The 18,628-nt window shown below is 51.6% G+C and carries 18 protein-coding genes and 1 riboswitch; of the genes, 9 read left to right on the top strand and 9 right to left on the bottom strand.

The genetic code is table 11. The annotated features are described in order from the left end of the window. Positions 1-46: 46 nt before the first annotated feature. The 6 genes from thiE to H9Q78_RS12460 form a co-directional block, all read right to left on the bottom strand. Positions 47-664 (bottom strand): thiamine phosphate synthase, encoded by a 618-nt coding sequence (thiE, locus tag H9Q78_RS12435; protein ID WP_249302050.1) that lies wholly within the window; start codon positions 662-664, stop codon positions 47-49. Beyond that, complete coding sequence (locus H9Q78_RS12440; RefSeq protein ID WP_249302052.1) at positions 661-1,491, bottom strand: hydroxyethylthiazole kinase; 831 nt, start codon at positions 1,489-1,491, stop codon at positions 661-663. The genes thiE and H9Q78_RS12440 overlap by 4 nt, the downstream gene beginning before the upstream one ends. After that, a complete protein-coding gene (gene thiD, locus H9Q78_RS12445; protein WP_249302053.1) occupies positions 1,478-2,290 on the bottom strand; it encodes a bifunctional hydroxymethylpyrimidine kinase/phosphomethylpyrimidine kinase in 813 nt (270 codons plus the stop codon). The genes H9Q78_RS12440 and thiD overlap by 14 nt, the downstream gene beginning before the upstream one ends. Next, positions 2,287-2,805, bottom strand: coding sequence for an energy coupling factor transporter S component ThiW (thiW, locus tag H9Q78_RS12450; RefSeq protein ID WP_249302055.1), 519 nt, complete (start codon positions 2,803-2,805; stop codon positions 2,287-2,289). Before thiW ends, thiD begins: the two co-directional genes overlap by 4 nt. A 13-nt stretch (positions 2,806-2,818) precedes the next feature. Continuing rightward, positions 2,819-4,126, bottom strand: a complete 1,308-nt coding sequence (thiC, locus tag H9Q78_RS12455) for a phosphomethylpyrimidine synthase ThiC (RefSeq protein WP_249302057.1) — start codon at positions 4,124-4,126, stop codon at positions 2,819-2,821. Between the two features lie 121 nt (positions 4,127-4,247). Beyond that, a riboswitch (TPP riboswitch) is annotated at positions 4,248-4,350 on the bottom strand. 75 nt (positions 4,351-4,425) lie between these two features. After that, positions 4,426-4,755 carry a hypothetical protein gene (locus H9Q78_RS12460; protein WP_249302058.1) on the bottom strand — a complete coding sequence of 110 codons (330 nt, stop codon included), beginning with the start codon at positions 4,753-4,755 and terminating at the stop codon, positions 4,426-4,428. 14 nt (positions 4,756-4,769) lie between these two features. On the opposite strand from H9Q78_RS12460, the gene H9Q78_RS12465 reads away from it, so the two are divergent. The 4 genes from H9Q78_RS12465 to H9Q78_RS12480 are packed head-to-tail and all read left to right on the top strand — an operon-like array spanning position 4,770 to position 7,668. Further along, positions 4,770-5,111: a hypothetical protein gene (locus tag H9Q78_RS12465; RefSeq protein ID WP_249302059.1), complete on the top strand. Its 342-nt coding sequence runs from the start codon at positions 4,770-4,772 to the stop codon at positions 5,109-5,111. After that, on the top strand, positions 5,108-5,776 hold the full coding sequence (locus H9Q78_RS12470; RefSeq protein ID WP_249302061.1) for a 3-dehydroquinate synthase II: 669 nt from the start codon (positions 5,108-5,110) through the stop codon (positions 5,774-5,776). Before H9Q78_RS12465 ends, H9Q78_RS12470 begins: the two co-directional genes overlap by 4 nt. A gap of 36 nt (positions 5,777-5,812) precedes the next feature. Further along, a complete protein-coding gene (locus tag H9Q78_RS12475) occupies positions 5,813-6,184 on the top strand; it encodes a VOC family protein (protein WP_147597378.1) in 372 nt (123 codons plus the stop codon). A gap of 11 nt (positions 6,185-6,195) precedes the next feature. Continuing rightward, a complete protein-coding gene (locus tag H9Q78_RS12480) occupies positions 6,196-7,668 on the top strand; it encodes a Mur ligase family protein (RefSeq protein ID WP_249302063.1) in 1,473 nt (490 codons plus the stop codon). A 207-nt stretch (positions 7,669-7,875) separates the two neighbouring features. On the opposite strand, the gene H9Q78_RS12485 is transcribed toward H9Q78_RS12480, so the two are convergent. The 3 genes from H9Q78_RS12485 to H9Q78_RS12495 all read right to left on the bottom strand — a co-directional run bounded on the left by H9Q78_RS12485 (position 7,876) and on the right by H9Q78_RS12495 (position 10,127). Further along, positions 7,876-8,064 carry a hypothetical protein gene (locus tag H9Q78_RS12485; RefSeq protein ID WP_249302065.1) on the bottom strand — a complete coding sequence of 63 codons (189 nt, stop codon included), beginning with the start codon at positions 8,062-8,064 and terminating at the stop codon, positions 7,876-7,878. A 308-nt stretch (positions 8,065-8,372) separates the two neighbouring features. Further along, the gene (locus H9Q78_RS12490) at positions 8,373-9,068 is read right to left on the bottom strand and encodes a putative ABC transporter permease (protein ID WP_249302067.1); all 696 of its coding nucleotides are present in this window, start codon (positions 9,066-9,068) and stop codon (positions 8,373-8,375) included. A 33-nt stretch (positions 9,069-9,101) separates the two neighbouring features. After that, positions 9,102-10,127 (bottom strand): glycosyltransferase family 2 protein, encoded by a 1,026-nt coding sequence (locus H9Q78_RS12495; protein ID WP_249302069.1) that lies wholly within the window; start codon positions 10,125-10,127, stop codon positions 9,102-9,104. Between the two features lie 1,080 nt (positions 10,128-11,207). Here H9Q78_RS12495 and H9Q78_RS12500 point away from each other — a divergent pair. The 5 genes from H9Q78_RS12500 to H9Q78_RS12520 all read left to right on the top strand — a co-directional run bounded on the left by H9Q78_RS12500 (position 11,208) and on the right by H9Q78_RS12520 (position 18,409). After that, on the top strand, positions 11,208-12,044 hold the full coding sequence (locus tag H9Q78_RS12500) for a transketolase (protein ID WP_231061875.1): 837 nt from the start codon (positions 11,208-11,210) through the stop codon (positions 12,042-12,044). Further along, positions 12,032-12,973, top strand: a complete 942-nt coding sequence (locus tag H9Q78_RS12505; RefSeq protein ID WP_249302071.1) for a transketolase family protein — start codon at positions 12,032-12,034, stop codon at positions 12,971-12,973. The genes H9Q78_RS12500 and H9Q78_RS12505 overlap by 13 nt, the downstream gene beginning before the upstream one ends. Positions 12,974-13,108: 135 nt before the next feature. Next, positions 13,109-16,648: a pyruvate:ferredoxin (flavodoxin) oxidoreductase gene (gene nifJ, locus H9Q78_RS12510; protein ID WP_249302073.1), complete on the top strand. Its 3,540-nt coding sequence runs from the start codon at positions 13,109-13,111 to the stop codon at positions 16,646-16,648. A 198-nt stretch (positions 16,649-16,846) separates the two neighbouring features. Then, entirely contained in the window at positions 16,847-17,809 is a 963-nt protein-coding gene (locus H9Q78_RS12515) for a Gfo/Idh/MocA family protein (protein WP_249302075.1), read from the top strand. 399 nt (positions 17,810-18,208) lie between these two features. Continuing rightward, on the top strand, positions 18,209-18,409 hold the full coding sequence (locus H9Q78_RS12520; protein ID WP_249302077.1) for a hypothetical protein: 201 nt from the start codon (positions 18,209-18,211) through the stop codon (positions 18,407-18,409). The last annotated feature ends 219 nt before the right edge of the window (positions 18,410-18,628 follow it).

An 18,628-nucleotide genomic window follows, 5' to 3' on the forward strand; every position in this document is an offset into this window, starting at 1 on the left:
GGGCTTTGTTCCATCTAAAATAGGAATTGGAGAAACAGACTCGCTCTTACTGCGCGGCAAGTGCTTTCCGGAACGTTCGGACGGATTCGCTGATATTTCCGGATTTCATGATGCCGGCCGCTATGGCCAGTCCGTCTGCCCCGAGAGAAAGAGGAAATCCGCAGTTTTCCACAGTAATCCCGCCGATTGCCACGTCGGGAATGGATATGGAAGCGAGGATCTGCCGGTAAGTGTCCGGGGAGATGGGCATGGCGTCGGATTTCGTTTCTGTCCGGAAAAAGGCGCCGCTGCCGATATAATCAGCCCCCATCTGTTCGGCTGATACTGCCTGGGATACGGTTTTGGCAGTTGCGCCGATAATGAGACCGTCTCCCAAAACGTGCCTTGCTTCATCTACAGGTACGTCATCGGCGCCCAGGTGTACGCCGTCGGCGTCAGACAGAAGGGCGATATCAATGCGGTCATTTACGATAAAAGGAGTTCTGTATTTTCTGCAAAGGGCTTTTACGGCTTTGGCACGTTTCAGATATTCTGCGGAGGTCAGTCCTTTTTCTCTCAGCTGAAGCAGATCGACGCCTGCGTTCAGCACTTCTTCGATGGGCGAAAGTCCGCTTCGGCAGTCCACGATCACATAGAGTATCCCTCGTTCTTTTAAAAGTCTCATATTGTTTTTCCTCCTGACTGATAGATGAGGATTGTCTGCAGATACCGTTTAAAACCGTCTGCTTCAGTCCGGCTGAGAGCGTCCAGCAGATGAAGCTTGGAGGAGCCGTAGCCTTCTAGGACATCCACACGGAATTGGGCATAGCTGAAAAAGCTCAGTCCCGCGGCAGCGGCCAGAAAAAGATCCTCCGTGAGCGCCGCGAAGCATCCGCACAGACAGCCTGCTGCGCATCCCGTCCCGACAATGGCATGGGAGAGAGGAGCAGGATGTGAAAGGATGATTCTCCGATCATCGTCAAGGATGCAGTCCTCTTTCCCCGTGACAGCCAGAATCCTTCCGGAAAACAGCGGATCGGCGAGGGGGGAGAGTTCCGGAGAATCGAAGCCGACAGAATCCACTCCCTGATGAGTGAGCTGTCCGGTGCAGAGGGTGTGGATTTCAGACGCGTTTCCTTTTATGATGCCTTTCCAGGGGAGAGACAGGAGGGAACTGGCCAATTGATGCCGATATACGGATGCGCCGGCTCCCACCGGATCCAGTATGACAGGAATCCTGTTCCGAGCGGCGGAGAGCAGGGACTCCCGGACCGCCGCTTCTTTTTCCGGCGAGGGCTGCCCCAGGTTTGCGACAAAGGAGCCAGCATGCTCTGTGATCTCGCCGGTCTCCAGAGAAGAAACAGCCATGACCGGCCTCGCGCCGGAAGCGGACATGGCATCTGCGCAGAAGGCCGCCGAAACTTGATTGGCGATCACATGGACCAGAGGCTTAGTCTCTGGGAGAGCCTGCCAAAGCTCCAGGATTTTGGAAATCTGATCATTCTGTGTCATGACGGGGACCCCATTCTATACGAAAACAATGATCCACGGGACCGCGTCCATTCCCAAGCTCCAGACCGGCGGCCAGCGCGCCGGAAAGATAGGTCTTGGCTTCCCGGACGGCGCTTTCCAGAGAAAGGCCCAGGGCTAAGCCGGAGGCGATGGCGGAGGACAGCGTACAGCCGGTTCCGTGGCTGTTCTTGGTCTTTATCTGACGGCCGCGTAACCATATCTCTTCTCTGCCGTTCCATAGCAGATCGTCGGCGCAGCCGTCCAAATGCCCCCCTTTTAACAGGACAGGGTGGCCGGTGGCATCGTAGATTTTCCGCGCGGCGCAGGGCATATCAGTTCCCGACGCGATGGTCAGGCCGGAGAGGGCTTCCCCCTCCGGAAGATTAGGCGTGCTTAAGTCGGCCAGGGGAAGGAGAACTCGTATCAGGGTATCCATCGCGTCCGGCTCCATCAGCCGATGCCCGCTGGTGGATACCATGACCGGATCCATGACGATATTCTGCGCGTGGTATTCTGTCAGTTTTTCCGCGATCACTCGTATGGTTTCTTTACAGGAAACCATGCCGATTTTTACGGCGTCGGGACGGATATCGGTGAAGACGGCGTCCAGCTGAGCGCTTACCAGGCCGGGGTCTAAGGTTTCCACGCGGGTGACGCCGGTAGTATTCTGAACGGTGATCGCCGTGATGGCGGACATCCCGTAGCATCCAAATGCTGTCATGGTCTTTAAGTCTGCCTGGATTCCGGCGCCTCCGCTGGGGTCAGAGCCGGCGATCGTCAATACAGTACTGCGTTTCATGATAGAGCGCCTCCTTTCAGACTGCGCTGAAGATTTTCAAGCAGCCCCGATTTATAGAGGGCTCCCGTCAGGATAACGGCTATACAGGTGCCCGCCAGGGAACTCAGGAAAAAAGGCAGCACAAAAGCAAATACGGCTACGGTTTTTCCCATGAGAAAAGAGGCCACAGGGAAGCACAGGATTCCTCCCAGGATACCTGTGCCGAAAAGCTCTCCCACATAAGCGAAAATGAGTTTTTTGCTTTTTTTGTACAGAAGGCCTGCCAGAAGGGCGCCCACCATACTTCCGGGGAAAGCCAGGAGGCTTCCTGTCCCCATCAGATTCCGGATGAGGGAAGAGCAGAAAGCGGACGCCACCCCGTAAGAGGGGCCGAGAAAAACGGCGCACAGGATATTCACCAGATGCTGGACCGGATAGCATTTGGATGCGCCAATGGGAATATAGAATCCTGAAAGTGCGACGGTCAGGGCGACCAGCATGCCGCCCACGGCCAGCTTTTTAATATTGGGTCTCATGTTCATTTCCCTCTCATTCGTCATAAATGCTGACGATCTCTCCGTCGAGGATGCGGTTCATATTCTTGACGGCACAGAAATTGCCGCACATGGAGCAGGTATCTTCTTTTTCCGGCTTGGCGGACGCACGGTAGCGGCGGGCCTTTTCCGGATCGATGGACAATTCAAACATTTTCTCCCAATCCAGCTTCTTTCTGGCTGTGCTCATGGCATAGTCCCAGTCAGAGGCGCCCTTGACTCCCTTGGCGATGTCTGCGGCGTGGGCGGCAATCTTGGAAGCGATAATACCTTCCTTTACGTCATCCACATCGGGAAGGCGGAGATGCTCGGCCGGAGTCACATAGCAGAGGAACGCCGCGCCGTAGGTGGCGGCGATGGCCCCGCCGATGGCTGCGGTGATGTGGTCATAACCGGGAGCGATATCCGTGACCAGCGGCCCGAGTACATAAAAAGGCGCGCCCTTACAGATGGTCTTCTGGATCCTCATATTGGCTTCTATCTGGTCAAGGGGCATATGGCCGGGGCCTTCGATCATGACCTGGACATTTTTCTCCCAGGCTCTTCTGGTCAGCTCGCCGAGGGTGATGAGTTCTTCAATCTGAGAGATATCAGAAGCGTCGGCAAGACAGCCGGGACGGCAGGCATCCCCCAGGCTCAGTGTTATGTCATATTCCTGGCAGATATCCAGGATTTCGTCGTAATGCTCGAAGTAAGGGTTTTCATTTCCTGTCATTTCCATCCATGCGAAGATGATGGAGCCGCCGCGGGAGACAATATTGGTCAGGCGCTTGTTGTCCTTAAAACGGTCTGCGGTGTTTTTGTTGATGCCGCAGTGAATGGTCATGAAATCCACGCCGTCCTCCGCGTGCATTTTTACAATGTCCAGCCATTCCTGGGAGGTGATCTCCTTGAGGGGTTTATGGTAATATACGACGGCGTCGTAAATGGGAACAGTGCCGATGATGGCCGGGCATTCATGCGTCAGCTTGCGGCGGAATTCTTGGGTCTTTCCGAAGGAACTCAGATCCATGATGGCTTCCGCGCCCATTTTCACGGCGTCATTCACTTTTTCCAGCTCTTTATTCAGATCCACACAATCCCTGGAAGTTCCGAGATTTACATTGATCTTGGTCTTTAACATGGAACCTATAGCATTGGGCTCAATGCAGGTGTGGAGCTTGTTGGCGGGAATGATGACCTTTCCCTCGGCCATCAGCCGGAGAAGCTCCGGAATCTCCATCTGTTCCTTTTTTGCGACGATTTCCATTTCTTTGGTGACGATGCCTTTTCTGGCGGCATCCATCTGTGTTGTGTAGTTCATACCTATCCTCCTGATAAGAATGTCTGGCCGGCGCTCCGGATGACGGACGCATTCCGGAGAAGAGCCGTGATCTAGCCGGAAAAAAGGGGCCTGCCCGTAAGGACAAGCCCCAGATGTCATCATCCGGTGCGGGATGTCTTCCTACGACGGCATTATCCGTATCAGGTCATGGGTCGGAGCCATACTCCCTCTCAGCCTATTTCTAAGCTCCCCAGACAACTGACCAAAGGCCAGCTTAAATCCAGCTCGTATTCATTTATATGGCGATTATATGCTTTTTCCGTTGGAAAGTCAACCCATTACGGAGCGTCTGTGGTTTCCAACGCTTCCGGGCTGCCGGAGCCCTCATTTATCAGCGAGGATATGTCATATGGGACATAATTGATTGCCAGCTGCGCTTCTTCAGGCATTTGATTGAACCATTCCAGCCATTCCAGTGTCTCGTCGGAGAGCTTTGAGACCGGAAGGCTGCGGCCCATATAGACCACGGTCTCTTCCTCCGCTTTTTCTGTGTCAGGCGCCTTCCCCGAATCCATACAGGAGGCCAGAAAGAAGGCCATGAGGACAAAGGAAAGTAAAGCAAGAGGCAGTTTACTGAGTTTATTAAACTTTTTGATTTTCCGGGACATAGCATACTCCTTTCTTGGATCAAATCATACCTTATATCCGGTCCTTTTCTAGAATCAAGGAAACGAAAATCATCCAGAATGGTGCGGCAGGCAGGATACCGGCAGAAGAATTCCGGGCCGGCCTAAAGGCGAGCGCCGCAGGACAGAGACCGGTGTTCCCTAGGCGGAAGGAGACAGAAACGGAGATACCGATTCCGTTTCTGAGCGAACCGGAGACGAAAAATCATCTGGATTTTCCGGCGACATGTGAGCGGTACTTCTGGAGCGGGGATAAAGTGGTCCCTGTATCGCCAGCGAACCGAAATCGTGACGACTCGGAACTTCTGCCGGTATTTAATGGAGACCTTCGGAAATGATTCCAAAAAGTATTTTATTATATTTTATCACAGCTATGTGTAGGAAATGTGTTCTGCCTCCGGAACTCACTCTGGTAATGGGAATTTCTTTGTGCTATACTGAGACCATGGAAAATCAAAAAAAGGAATGGATGGCGGAACGGCAGCTGACAAAAATAACAAGGCTTTTAAAGCTGGGAACGGGAGTCCGGGTGGAGCTGGATTTTATTGACGCCCTGTCTGAGGAGGAGGGCATATTGATCGGAAATACCTGCAAAGGTTTCGTAAAAGCCATGTCGGAAAACCGGGAAGTGGATACTTATCCCAGACGTGTGTTCCGGGTAAATGCCGGCGCTCTCCATCAGTATGTTTATATGCGGGACGGGGTGACAAAATATCTGGCAGAAGTGGAGCCGGGAGATGAGCTCACGGTGTTTTCACCGGACGGCTTCCGGACGGCATTTGTCGGGCGCGTGAAAAAAGAAAAGAGGCCTCTGTGGAGGATCGAGCTGGAAAACGGCATATCTGCCACAGTTCAGGAGGCTGACAGCGTTTATCTGGAAGGGAGCGGGAGTCCTTCAGCATTTGCGGGGCTTTCAGAGGGCGACAGTCTGGCCTCTTATCCGGCAGAACCCAGCGGGCGTCACAAAGGCGAGGCTGTGGCAGAGTATATAGAAGAACTGTAAAATTTGGCGTTTTATAATAATTAAGGAGCGGCGTATATGAAATTCAGATTTGTGCATAACAATATTAACGTATATGATCTGGAAAGATCCATGGATTTTTATAAAAAGGCTTTGGGACTCACGGAAACGAGAAGGATTGAAAAGGAAGACGGAAGCTTTATCATTGTCTATCTGGGCGACGGACAGACCAGCCATCTTCTGGAGCTGACCTGGCTTCGGGACATGGACAGGCCTTATAACCTGGGAGACAATGAAATCCATCTCGCGTTCCAGGCGGATGATTTTGAGGCGGCTCATGAAAAGCACAGAGAAATGGGATGCATCTGTTTTGAAAACCCGTCCATGGGAATCTACTTCATTGAAGACCCGGACGGATACTGGCTGGAGATCATACCGGAGAAAAGATAAGGGAGCGCATCATGAAGGGTACCATAAGTGATTTGATCATACTGCTGGAGCAGGAGGGACTGCTCATAGAGGCTTCCAAGGAGGCGGGATGCCTTTCGCCTGATTCCCTGACTACGAATTCCAGGGAAGCGGGCCCGGGAGCCTTTTTTATCTGCAAGGGCTTTACATTTAAAAAAGAATATCTGGAGATGGCGGCTGAAAAAGGCTCCGTCCTTTATATGGCGGAGACGGACTTCGGCGGCATCCTGCCTCATATCCTGGTTAAGGATATCCGGAAAGCGTCGTCAATCGCGGCAAGATGGTTTTATGAGAATCCCGGGGATGAGATGTTCGTCACCGGAATCACGGGGACAAAAGGAAAAACTACAACGGCTTACATTTTAAAGTCAATTCTGGATGCGGGGGCTCCCGGACGGACGGCTGTCTTTTCCACGATGGAGGTCAACACAGGAAAGACGTCCCGACTGAGCCATCTGACTACTCCGGAGCCGGTCGAGCTTCAGTCTTATTTTCGGGAAGCGAAGGACAATGGATGTGATCACGTGGTAATGGAGGTGTCCTCTCAAGCCATGAAATTATCGCGTGTATACGGGCAGCATTTTCCCATTGGGATTTTTCTGAATGTGGATGAGGACCATATCGGAGAAAAGGAGCATGCGAGCCTTGAGGAATATGTGAGCTGTAAAATATCCTTTTTATCTCAGTGCGATACCGTTATAGTGAATAAAGAAACCAGGTTTTTCGACAAGGTCATGGCGGGATGTGCAGGAAAACGGGTACTGTTATATGGACACGACGAGACGTGTGACGGTGTGATACGGAACATAGAGGTCAGCGCCGGCGGGAGCCGTTTCGAGCTGGGATACAAAGGCAGGTGGTACGCCTTTGAAAGCAGCCTGGTCGGACGGTTCAATGTGGAGAACCTGACGGCGGCGATACTGGCGGCCTTTGTCATGGGCATCGGCCCGGGGACCATTGCGGAGGGAATCCGTCATATCCATATTCCGGGGAGGATGATGCTGATGGAATACGGCGGGTTTCACATTGTAGTGGACTACGCCCATAATTACTTAAGCTTTTTGAATTTATATAAAGCGGTGCAGGAAACGTTTGCCCCGAATCATATCCATTCGGTGTTCGGATGTGCCGGCGAGCGTTCTCCCATTAGAAAGCGGGACATGGGGATATTGGCGGACAAGTATGCGGATTTTGTATATCTGACGGCGGATGATCCGGGCTATGAGGATGTGGCGGAGATATGTCTCGAGGTTCAGTCCCATATCAAGAAACCGTGCAGGATAATCCCGGACCGGGAACAGGCCGTCCAGGCGGCTCTGGACGCGGCGGAGCCGGGTGACGTGGTGATACTGGCCGGGAAAGGCGCCGAGGTAACCCAGCGTGTGCGGGATTCCTATGAGCCGTATATATCGGACGCGAAAGCGGCACAGAAATGGATGGCTGAAAAACAGCGGGACCGTGTCTGAAAACTTATACCCTAGGGCATCCCTTAATTCATGCCCTCCGGGCAGGCGCACTTCGTGCGGCAAGGTATGATACAAATTACTTTTTGGAATCATTTTTCGTTAGCTCTAAGCAGAATCCAGACTGACACCAGCAGAAGTTCCGGGCCGTCACGATTTCGGTTCGCTGGCGATACAGGGGTCGCTTTATCCCCGCTCCGGGAGTACCGCTCACATGTCGGCGGGAAATCTGGATGATTTCCCGTCTCCCGTTCGCTCAGAAACGGAATCGGTATTTTTCGTTTCTGCCTCCCTCCGGCTGGGGAACACCGGCCTCTGCCCTGCGGCGCTCACCTTTAGGCCGGCCCGGAATCTTTCTGCCGGCGTCTTTTCTGCCGCACCTTTTCGGATGACTTCCATTTCATGATTCCAGAAAAGAATCGGATATCCACACAGCCCGCGTGCCTAACGGCAGCGGGCTGCGGCAGACCGTCCCAATAGCTTTTGAGGCAAACGGAAGATACTTTGATGCGGGAGGAGGAGCAGGAGGAAGGATCCGATTCCATCGTAAGGTGAGCACCGCAAAGATCATGGTTACGGCTGCCAGCGAGCCGCCTGGATGGAAGCGGATTTCCTCTTGCTTTGTGAACCAGACAAAGAAAGCTTGTTTGAAAGATATGAAATAAAAAATACCTGAGCGCCGGCATGGCTCCCAGGTGTTTTTTATTTTATGGCAGATCTTTTATGTATTCCCCGGTATCCAGATATTTCATTTTCGGGAAGGTGCTTCCCAGCAGACGATCCGGATAGTATTGATCCAGGTGACGTTCCAGGAAATTCCTGGGCGGTATATTCTTATGCCGTTCGCTCATGCGGATGAGCGCCAGGCAGGAGATGACCGAAGTGAATACCACCAGGCATACGGTACACCGGGTGGCGAACCGCCGCTTCTTTTGCGGGACCTTCTCCAGAAGCCTGGACAGGAACGGATAGATCCATTTGGCCCAGGCAATGGCCACCAAACCCCAGAAAGCACAGAAGACCAGGTTTACATAGTTTCCGATGGAGAGCGGTATACCGGAATAATCCCAGAACGTGACACCCAGCACGATCTGGCAGACGAAACCGCACAAAAATTCAAATGCACCGCCAAATATATAGCCTTTGATAAACAGATGGAAAGGCTTTGAATTTTGATTGTTGTGCAGCAGGATACTGAACAGGGCGCAGCCGGCTCCCCAGACATTGCTCATGGGGAAAAACAGATTGCTGCTCCTGTTGGAGTATCCGCCAAAGGCGAAATAACACCAGATAGTTTCTGCCAGGCATCCCAGGATGCCGCCGATTATATAGATCCAGAAGATTTTGTAAAAGTTACAGTCTGCATCTTTTGTTTTTGGTTTAAATGGACGTTTGAAAGCCATAGACCTCCTCCTTTCCAGTGCAACCGGTATCTTTTAATTGAAACCGTATATTTTTTGGGTCACGTTATAAGCTAGTACGGAACATTTCCTGCCGATCTTTCCGGGCAGGTTCATGGTGATGCCGAGCAGGGTCCGGTAACGGAACTTCCGGTAGAGGGATGGGTTCATATCCTTTAGTTCCTGCCATAACGCTTCTTTTTCCCGCAGATGCTCTTCTGTGCCGGATTTAATGGCCATGATGGATGAGATGCTCAGGATAATGTTCATGTAGGAACACATGTTTTTGCAGAGTGTCCTGCTCTTAAAAAGCGGTCCGGACTTCTCCAGGCAGTCGATCATCAGGCGGGTCACTCGGAACTGCTGGTCCAGTCGTGAGATCATTACAGATTCATTGACGGACTGGTCCTCCCTGCCGATAAAGTAACGGTAAAAGTCTGCATCGATATAATACAATGTCTTTACGTAGGGCATAGGCTGGAATACAAATAAATTGTCCACATAAAAGGTGTTTTTCGGGAGCTCCAGCCCGGAGCGCCTGAGGACAGCCGTCCGGTAAATGACGGAATGCATCAGAATGTAAATGGTGGGAGGAAGCGGTTTTACATCATCCCAGGTGAAATAAGTATCGGTGGGAAAATATTTCCGGTACTGCATGATCTTTTTATGGGCCGCCCCCTGTTTTTCATAGACATAGTTGGACAGCAGCAGATCGGGAAGACGGTCTTCCATGACTGCCGTTTTAAGAAAACTGAGGATTTTTTTGTATGCTTCCAGATCCACCCAGTCATCGCTGTCCACAACCTTGAAGAACAAGCCTGTGGCATGGGCGAGGCCGGTATTCACCGCGCCGCCGTGACCGGCATTTTCCTGATGGATGGCACGGACGATGCCGGGGTGTTCTGTTTCCAGCCGGTTTGCGATATCTGCCGTATCATCTTTGGAACCGTCGTTTACGATGAGGATTTCCACATCGTCTCCTCCGGGAAGCAGGGAATTTACACAGTGCTCCATATAGTCCTGAGAGTTATAACAGGGCACTGCGATAGATAATAATTTCACGGAATTCACTCCTTATCTTGACCAGCGTCTAAAATGCTGTATTTTATAGCGACTTGTTTTACAGCCATCTAACATTATACGGCTTTTTCCGAAAACTTGCAACGTCTGTTTGCTGCGGAAAACGGGATGGAGAAATAAGTTCCCTATTGATATACCTTTGAATACCTTTCAAACAAGAACTCTTTGTATGATTTAAAGGCAGGAGGAAATCCGATTCCATCCAGGCGGCTCGCTGGCAGCCGTAACCAGCATCTTTACGGCCTCCAGTCGGTCCTTTCCAACTGACATGGATAAACCTTAATTTTTCCATGTCAGATTCCAATAAAAACCTACATGAAATTCGGTTTTTACCTCCCTCGGCCGGGAAGATCCTTCTAACGCCTTTGCAGCGCTCGCCTTACGATGGAATCGGATCGTTCCTCTTGCTCTTACTCCCGCACCGAAATAAGCTTTTGTTTGCTTAGAAAGCCATTGGGGCGGTCCACCGCAGCCCGCTGCCGCAAGGCGCGCGGGCCGTGTGGATATCCAATACTTTTTTGGAATCAAGGGAACGGAAATCATCTGAAACGGTGCGGCAGGCAGATCGCCGGCAGAAAGATTCCGGGCCGGCCTAAAGGTGAGCGCTGCAGGGCAGCGGCCGGTGTTCCCCAGGCGGAGGGAGGCAGAAACGTAAAACACCGATTCTGTTTCTGAGCGAACCGGAGATGGGAAATCATAAAGATTTCCCGCCGACATGTGAGCGGTACTCCCGGAGCGGGGATAAAGCGGTCCCTGCACCGCCAGCGAACCGAAATCGTGACGGCCCGGAACTTCTGCCGGTGTCTAACTGGAACTTATTCAGAGCTTACAAGAATGATTTCAAAAAGTATTTTGTATTATAATATGGAAGAAAAGCGGACATAATTCGCCGGGAAATAAAAAAAGAACGGGATGATGGGAGCGGCTGTGAATGAGGGTAAAAAGGGATTGTGATTTATAGTGGACAGAAAAACGGTAAAATGGTATACTTTAAACAAGTATGTCTATTAGAGATTCTGTATATCTGGAGTCCATCTATTAGAAATTAAAGGAGGAACTATGATGAATACGTTGGAACTCAAAAAACAGGCCAATGAAATTCGCAAGAGCATTGTGTCATCCGTACACAGCGCGAAAGCCGGCCATCCCGGCGGATCTCTTTCCGCTGCAGAGATTTTTACCTATTTGTATTTTGAAGAGATGAATGTGGACCCGAAGGATCCGAAAAAGCCCGGCAGGGACCGTTTTGTACTGTCCAAGGGGCACACGGCTCCCGGATATTATGCGGCACTCGCCCACAAAGGCTTTTTCCCGGTTGAGGATCTTCTGACTCTCCGCCATCTGGGTTCATATCTCCAGGGCCATCCCTGTATGCAGCATATCCCCGGCGTGGATATGTCCAGCGGCTCTTTAGGACAGGGAATCTCCGCAGCCGTCGGCATGGCGATCGCAGGCAAGCTGGACAATGCGGATTATCGTGTATATACACTTCTCGGCGACGGGGAGATCCAGGAAGGGCAGGTATGGGAAGCTTCTATGCTGGCCGCTCACAGAAAGCTGGACAACCTGGTAGTCATCGTGGACAACAACGGCCTTCAGATCGACGGGAACATTGCGGATGTAAACTCTCCCTATCCCATTGATAAGAAATTTGAAGCGTTTAATTTCCATGTGATCAATATTGACGGACATGACTTCGAAGCAATCCGCGCAGCGTTCGCGGAAGCGAAGACGGTAAAAGGACAGCCTACCGCCATTATCGCGAAAACGGTAAAGGGCAAAGGAGTATCCTTTATGGAAAATCAGGCGTCCTGGCATGGAACTGCCCCCAATGACGAGCAGTATGCCATCGCAATGGCAGATTTGGAGAAAGTAGGTGAAGCATTATGTCAGAAATAAAGAAGATCGCGACAAGAGAGAGCTATGGTAAGGCACTGGCAGAATGTGGCGCTGAATATAAGGAACTGGTCGTGCTGGATGCCGACCTGGCCGGCGCTACTAAGACCGGAGTTTTCAAAAAGGCGTTTCCGGAGCGCCATATTGACTGCGGCATCGCAGAATGCAATATGATGGGCGTGGCGGCGGGCCTTGCCACCACAGGGAAGATCCCCTTTGCCAGTTCATTCGCAATGTTTGCGGCGGGCAGAGCCTTTGAGCAGATCCGCAACTCCATCGGGTATCCTCATCTGAATGTGAAGATCGGCGCTACTCATGCCGGCATTTCCGTAGGAGAAGACGGCGCTACCCATCAGTGCAATGAAGACATCGCTCTGATGAGGACGATTCCCGGCATGGTGGTGATCAGCCCGGCGGATGACGTTGAGGCCAGAGCGGCCGTGCGCGCTGCCATAGAGCACCAGGGACCTGTATACCTGAGATTCGGGCGTCTGGCGGTTCCGGTCATCCATGACGAAGCTTCCTATAAATTTGAAATCGGAAAAGGCGTTGTGGAGAGAGAGGGCAAGGATGTGACCATCATCGCCACCGGCCTGTGCGTGAGTGAATCATTGGCCGCTGCTGAAAAACTGGCGGCAGAAGGCATTGACGCCAAGGTCGTCAATATCCATACCATCAAGCCCCTCGATGAAGACTTGGTAGCAGCGGCAGCGAAAGAGACCGGCAAGGTTGTGACTGTTGAGGAGCACTCTGTCATCGGAGGCCTGGGAAGCGCCGTGTGCGACGCTTTGTCCGCGAAAGCGCCGACACCGGTACTGAAGATCGGCATTAACGATACCTATGGAGAATCCGGCCCCGCAGCAGCTCTGATCAAGAAATACGGCCTTGACGGCGACAGCATTGCAGAAAAGGTAAAAGCCTTTGTAAAATAAGCACAAATAATGTATTTTTTGAGATACTTGTTTGACATTCTTGTAACAAGAATTGTATAATGAGAAAGATGATTTTGTGCTATTTATATTAATCTATATCACATTCACTTATATTCCTAGAGGAGGAGAATATCTATGGGAAGAAAAATGAAAACCATGGATGGCAACCATGCAGCGGCTCATGCTTCTTATGCATTTACCGATGTGGCGGCCATCTATCCGATTACCCCTTCATCACCTATGGCAGAAGCCACAGATGAATGGGCGACACAGGGGAGGACAAACATCTTCGGACAGACCGTTCAGATTACAGAAATGCAGTCTGAAGCAGGCGCAGCGGGCGCAGTACACGGCTCTCTGTCGGCAGGTGCTTTGACTACTACCTATACGGCATCTCAGGGTCTGCTGCTTATGATCCCGAACCTTTATAAAATCGCCGGCGAGCTGCTTCCCGGTGTGTTCAATGTATCCGCGCGTGCTCTGGCCAGCCATGCACTTTCTATTTTCGGCGATCACTCCGACGTATATGCATGCCGTCAGACCGGCGCCGCTATGCTTTGTGAAGGCAGCGTGCAGGAGGTCATGGATCTGACTGCAGTAGCTCATCTGGCAGCGATCAAGGGCCGCGTTCCCTTTATCAATTTCTTTGACGGTTTCCGTACCTCTCATGAGATCCAGAAGATCGAGGTTTGGGATACGGAAGATCTGAAGGACATGGCCGACATGGATGCGATCGACGCGTTCAGACGCCGCGCCCTGAATCCTGAGCATCCCTGTGAAAGAGGTTCCGCTCAGAACCCTGATATCTTCTTCCAGGCAAGGGAAGCATGCAACTCTTATTATAATGCGCTTCCTGCCATCGTAGAAGAGTACATGGACAAGGTAAACGAAAAGATCGGCACAGACTATAAGCTGTTCAACTACTACGGCGCTCCGGATGCAGAGCATGTGATCGTTGCGATGGGTTCCGTATGTGAGACCATCGAGGAGACCGTTGATTTCCTGAACGCACAGGGACAGAAGACAGGCCTTGTCATCGTGCGTCTGTACAGACCCTTCTGCGCTGAGAAACTGATCGAGGCGATTCCGGATACCGTTAAGAGGATTTCCGTTCTGGACAGGACAAAAGAGCCCGGCGCACTTGGCGAGCCTTTGTACCTGGACGTGGTTGCTGCCCTCAGGAATACGAAGTTCCACAATATCGACATCTTTACCGGCCGCTATGGTCTGGGCTCCAAGGATACGACCCCTGCTCAGATTGTTGCCGTATACAATAATACAGAGAAAAAACAGTTTACCATCGGCATCGTGGACGACGTGACCAACCTGTCCTTAGAGACCGGAGAAGAGATCAGCGTAGCTCCCGAGAGCACGATCAGCTGTAAGTTCTGGGGCCTTGGCGCGGACGGTACCGTAGGCGCGAACAAGAACTCCATTAAGATCATTGGTGACAATACCGATATGTATGCACAGGCATACTTTGATTATGATTCCAAAAAGTCCGGCGGCGTGACGATCTCCCATCTGCGTTTCGGTAAGGATCCGATCAAGTCCACCTATCTGATCAGCAAAGCGAATTTTGTAGCCTGCCACAATCCTGCTTATCTGAGAAAGTACAACATGGTGCAGGATCTGAAGGACGGCGGAACATTCCTTCTGAACTGCCCTTGGGATATGGAAGGTCTTGAAGAGCATCTGCCCGGACAGGCTAAGAAATATATTGCCGACCACAACATCAAGCTCTGCCTGATCGACGGTATCAAGATTGGCAAAGAGATTGGCCTCGGCGGCCGTATCAATACCGTACTTCAGTCCGCATTCTTCAAGCTTGCCAACATTATCCCTGAGGATAAAGCCATCGAGCTGATGAAGGCCGCTGCAAAGGCTACTTACGGAAGAAAGGGCGACAAGATCGTTCAGATGAACTATGACGCCATCGACCGCGGCGCGAAGGATGTGAAAGAGATCACAGTACCTGAAAGCTGGAAAGACGCTCAGTATGAAGATCTTTCTGAGAAGGTACGTGAAGGAAGAGAAGAAGCCGTTAAATTTGTTAAGAACATTCAGCAGAGTGTAGCGGCTCAGGAAGGCAATAAGCTGCCTGTATCCGCATTCGTGGATTATGTGGACGGCTCCACACCCAACGGAACCGCTGCATTTGAGAAGCGCGGCGTTGCGGTAGACATCCCCGTTTGGAATCCTGAGAACTGTATTCAGTGTAATTTCTGTTCTTATGTGTGTCCTCATGCTTCTATTCGTCCTGCTGTAATGACAGAAGAAGAGGCAGCTGCGGCTCCCGAGAATATGAAGAAGGTTCCTATGACCGGTATGCCCGGCATGTTCTTCTCCATGACCGTGGATGCTCTGGACTGCATGGGCTGCGGCTCTTGTGCGACTGTATGTCCCGGCAAGAAAGGCGCAAAGGCGCTCACCATGGAGAACATGGAAGCCAACGCGGACTGCCAGAAGGGCTTCGAATATGGCCTGACGCTGCCTAAGAAGCCTGAGGTTCTTGCGAAGTTCAAGGAAAATACTGTAAAGGGAAGCCAGTTCAGACAGCCCCTGCTTGAGTTCTCCGGCGCTTGCGCAGGCTGCGGCGAGACTCCTTATGCGAAGCTGATCACTCAGCTGTTCGGAGACAGGATGTATATCGCAAACGCTACCGGCTGTTCTTCAATCTGGGGCAACTCTTCACCGAGTACTCCTTATACCGTGACTCCCGAAGGAAAAGGACCGGCTTGGTCAAACTCCTTATTTGAGGATGCAGCTGAGTTTGGATATGGTATGAGCCTGGCTCAGAATGCCATGAGGGAAAGCCTGAAGAGCAAAGTAGAAGCTGCGATTGCGAACAGCGGCAACGCCGATGTGGAAGCAGCAGGCAAGGAATGGCTGGAGACTTATTCCATCGGCGCACTGAACGGCGCTGCTACGGACAAGCTGGTAGCTGCTCTGGAAGCGTGCGGCTGCGAGAAGTCCAAAGAAATCCTCAAGGATAAGGATTTCCTGGCTAAGAAGTCACAGTGGATCTTCGGCGGTGACGGATGGGCATACGACATCGGATTTGGCGGTGTTGACCATGTTCTGGCCAGCGGCAAGGACATCAACATTATGGTATTCGATACCGAGGTTTACTCCAATACAGGCGGACAGTCTTCCAAGGCTACTCCTACCGGCGCGATCGCCAAGTTTGCGGCGGGCGGCAAGGATGTGAAGAAGAAAGACCTGGCTGCCATCGCCATGAGCTATGGCTACGTGTACGTTGCTCAGATCGCTATGGGCGCGGATTACAATCAGTGTGTAAAGGCTCTGGCAGAAGCAGAAGCTTATCCCGGACCTTCCCTGGTGATCGCATATGCTCCTTGTATCAACCATGGTATCAAGGCCGGCATGGCGAAAGCTCAGCTGGAAGAAAAGGCGGCCGTTGAGGCTGGCTACTGGTTTAACTTCCGTTTCAACCCTGAACTGGTTGAGGCAGGCAAGGCTGGATTCAGCCTGGACAGCAAGGCTCCTACAGGAGACTACAAAGAGTTCCTGAACGGAGAAGTACGTTACAATTCTTTGGTACGTGCAAATCCGGAAAGGGCTGCGAAGCTGTTTGAAGCTGCGGAAGAACAGTCCAAAGCGAAGTACGCTCACCTGCAGAAGCTGGTTAAGCTGTACGGCGTAGAAGAATGAACGTGTTGACTTTGAGTCAAGCGACAGCATAATAGACAAAATGGCTCCGCCAAAAGCAAGTATACTTGCGGAAGGCGGGGCCATTTTGGCTATGAGTGGACATTTGACGAATGTCCGCGTGCGCCCGGGCGGAGCCAGGGCGAAATGCTGGAGCCGTTTGGAAACATGAGCGGACATTTGATGGAAAGGAGGAAACTGATGATATATTTGGCGACGATTGGCAGCGGCAGTATCGTGGACCTGTTTTTGGACGCGGTGGAGAAGACGGAGGGCATCTGCTGTACGGCGGTGTATTCCAGGACGGAGGAGAGGGCGAAGGAATTTGCCAAAAAACATGGCGCCGGCAGCTGGTATTCGGATTTGGACGCGATGCTGAACGACAAGACCATTGATTTTATCTATGTGGCGTCTCCCAACAGCCTTCATTACGATTATGTGAAGCGAGCCCTTACGGCAGGGAAACATGTCATCTGTGAAAAACCATTTGTAGGAAGCTTTAAAGAGGCGGAGGAGCTGGTCCGTCTGGCTGGGGAAAGAGGCCTTTATTTGTTTGAGGCCATTACAATCCTCCACATGCCCAACTATAAAGTGGTTAAGGAATGGCTGAGGGAGATCGGCCCGGTGCGTTTGGTACATTACAATTACAGTCAATACTCCAGCCGCTATGATTCATATCTGTCAGGAAAAGTGACCAATGTGTTTGATCCGGGATACGCAGGCGGCGCGCTCATGGATATCAATGTCTATAACCTCCATGTGATCGCGGATCTTTTCGGGTTACCAGAAACGGCTTCTTATTTTGCAAACCGCGGCTTTAACGGCGTCGACTGCTCAGGAACAGCTGTGCTACAGTACGACGGATTCGTATGTACCTGCATGGGAGCAAAGGACTGTAACGGAAAAAATACCGGGCTGATAGAAGGGGAAAAAGGATATATCCTGGTGGAAGAAGCGGGGAATCTGTGCGGAAATGTGAAGCTTTGCCTCAGGAACGGGGAAACAAAGCGCGCAGAATATGACAGAAATGTAAACAGGATGACCTATGAAGTGGAGGACTTTGTAAGAGTTTATGAAGCCGGAGACCGGGAGGCCTGCGGCAGATGGCAGGAGGAGAGCCTGAACGTGATGCGGATCCTGGATCAGCTCCGTAAAAATAGCTGAAGATTTGCAATCATATTCCCATTAGACGGAGTATGCCTTTGAATAACCTTCAAACAAATTTTCTTTGTCTGATTTACAAAGCAGGAGGAAATCCGATTCCATCCAGGCGGCTCGCTGGCAGCCGTAACCAGGATCTTTACGGCCTCCAGTCGGTCCTTTCCAACTGCCATGGATAAATCGATATTTTTCCATGTCAGATTCCAATAAAAACCTGCATGAAATTCGGTTTTTACCTCCCTGCGGCCGGGAAAATCCTGCTAACGGCTCTGCGGCGCTCGCCTTACGATGAAATCAGATTTTTCCTCCTGCTCTTTCTTCCGCACCGGGGTAAGCTTTCGTTTGTCTCGAAAGCTATTGGGGCGGCCACCTCGGCCCGCTGCCGTTAGGCGCGCGGGCCGTGTGGATATCCAATCCTTTTCTGGAATCAAGGGAGCAGAAATCATTCGAAACGGTGCGGCAGAAAGAAAACCGGCAGAAAGATTCCGGGCCGGCCTAAAGGTGAGCGCCGCAGGGCAGCGGCCGATGTTCCCCAGGCGGAGGGAGGCAGAAACGAAAAATACCGATTTCGTTTCTGAGCGAACCGGAGGCGGGAAATCATAAAGATTTCCCGCCGACATGTGAGCGGTACTCCTGGAGCGGGGATAAAGCGGCCCCGGCATCGCCAGCGAACCGAAATCGTGACGGCCCGGAACTTCTGCCGGTGTCTAACAGGAGCTTAATCGGAGCTTATTATGAATGATTCCAAAAAGTGTTTTGTAGTATAATAACAGAAACATATCGGAACGTATTTTTCTGTATAGCAAACCATCTATCATTAGG

Origin of the sequence: Qiania dongpingensis (assembly GCF_014337195.1) — a bacterium.
In the GTDB taxonomy this organism is placed as follows: domain Bacteria; phylum Bacillota; class Clostridia; order Lachnospirales; family Lachnospiraceae; genus Lientehia; species Lientehia dongpingensis.

Excerpts from the sequence above, each read along its gene's own strand:
- thiE (WP_249302050.1), bottom strand. The coding sequence starts at position 664 with ATGAGACTTTTAAAAGAACGAGGGATACTCTATGTGATCGTGGACTGC.
- H9Q78_RS12440 (WP_249302052.1), bottom strand. The coding sequence starts at position 1,491 with ATGACACAGAATGATCAGATTTCCAAAATCCTGGAGCTTTGGCAGGCT.
- thiD (WP_249302053.1), bottom strand. The coding sequence starts at position 2,290 with ATGAAACGCAGTACTGTATTGACGATCGCCGGCTCTGACCCCAGCGGA.
- thiW (WP_249302055.1), bottom strand. The coding sequence starts at position 2,805 with ATGAGACCCAATATTAAAAAGCTGGCCGTGGGCGGCATGCTGGTCGCC.
- thiC (WP_249302057.1), bottom strand. The coding sequence starts at position 4,126 with ATGAACTACACAACACAGATGGATGCCGCCAGAAAAGGCATCGTCACC.
- H9Q78_RS12460 (WP_249302058.1), bottom strand. The coding sequence starts at position 4,755 with ATGTCCCGGAAAATCAAAAAGTTTAATAAACTCAGTAAACTGCCTCTT.
- H9Q78_RS12470 (WP_249302061.1), top strand. The coding sequence starts at position 5,108 with ATGATTCCAAAAAGTATTTTATTATATTTTATCACAGCTATGTGTAGG.
- H9Q78_RS12475 (WP_147597378.1), top strand. The coding sequence starts at position 5,813 with ATGAAATTCAGATTTGTGCATAACAATATTAACGTATATGATCTGGAA.
- H9Q78_RS12480 (WP_249302063.1), top strand. The coding sequence starts at position 6,196 with ATGAAGGGTACCATAAGTGATTTGATCATACTGCTGGAGCAGGAGGGA.
- H9Q78_RS12485 (WP_249302065.1), bottom strand. The coding sequence starts at position 8,064 with ATGGAAGTCATCCGAAAAGGTGCGGCAGAAAAGACGCCGGCAGAAAGA.
- H9Q78_RS12490 (WP_249302067.1), bottom strand. The coding sequence starts at position 9,068 with ATGGCTTTCAAACGTCCATTTAAACCAAAAACAAAAGATGCAGACTGT.
- H9Q78_RS12500 (WP_231061875.1), top strand. The coding sequence starts at position 11,208 with ATGAATACGTTGGAACTCAAAAAACAGGCCAATGAAATTCGCAAGAGC.
- H9Q78_RS12505 (WP_249302071.1), top strand. The coding sequence starts at position 12,032 with ATGTCAGAAATAAAGAAGATCGCGACAAGAGAGAGCTATGGTAAGGCA.
- nifJ (WP_249302073.1), top strand. The coding sequence starts at position 13,109 with ATGGGAAGAAAAATGAAAACCATGGATGGCAACCATGCAGCGGCTCAT.
- H9Q78_RS12515 (WP_249302075.1), top strand. The coding sequence starts at position 16,847 with ATGATATATTTGGCGACGATTGGCAGCGGCAGTATCGTGGACCTGTTT.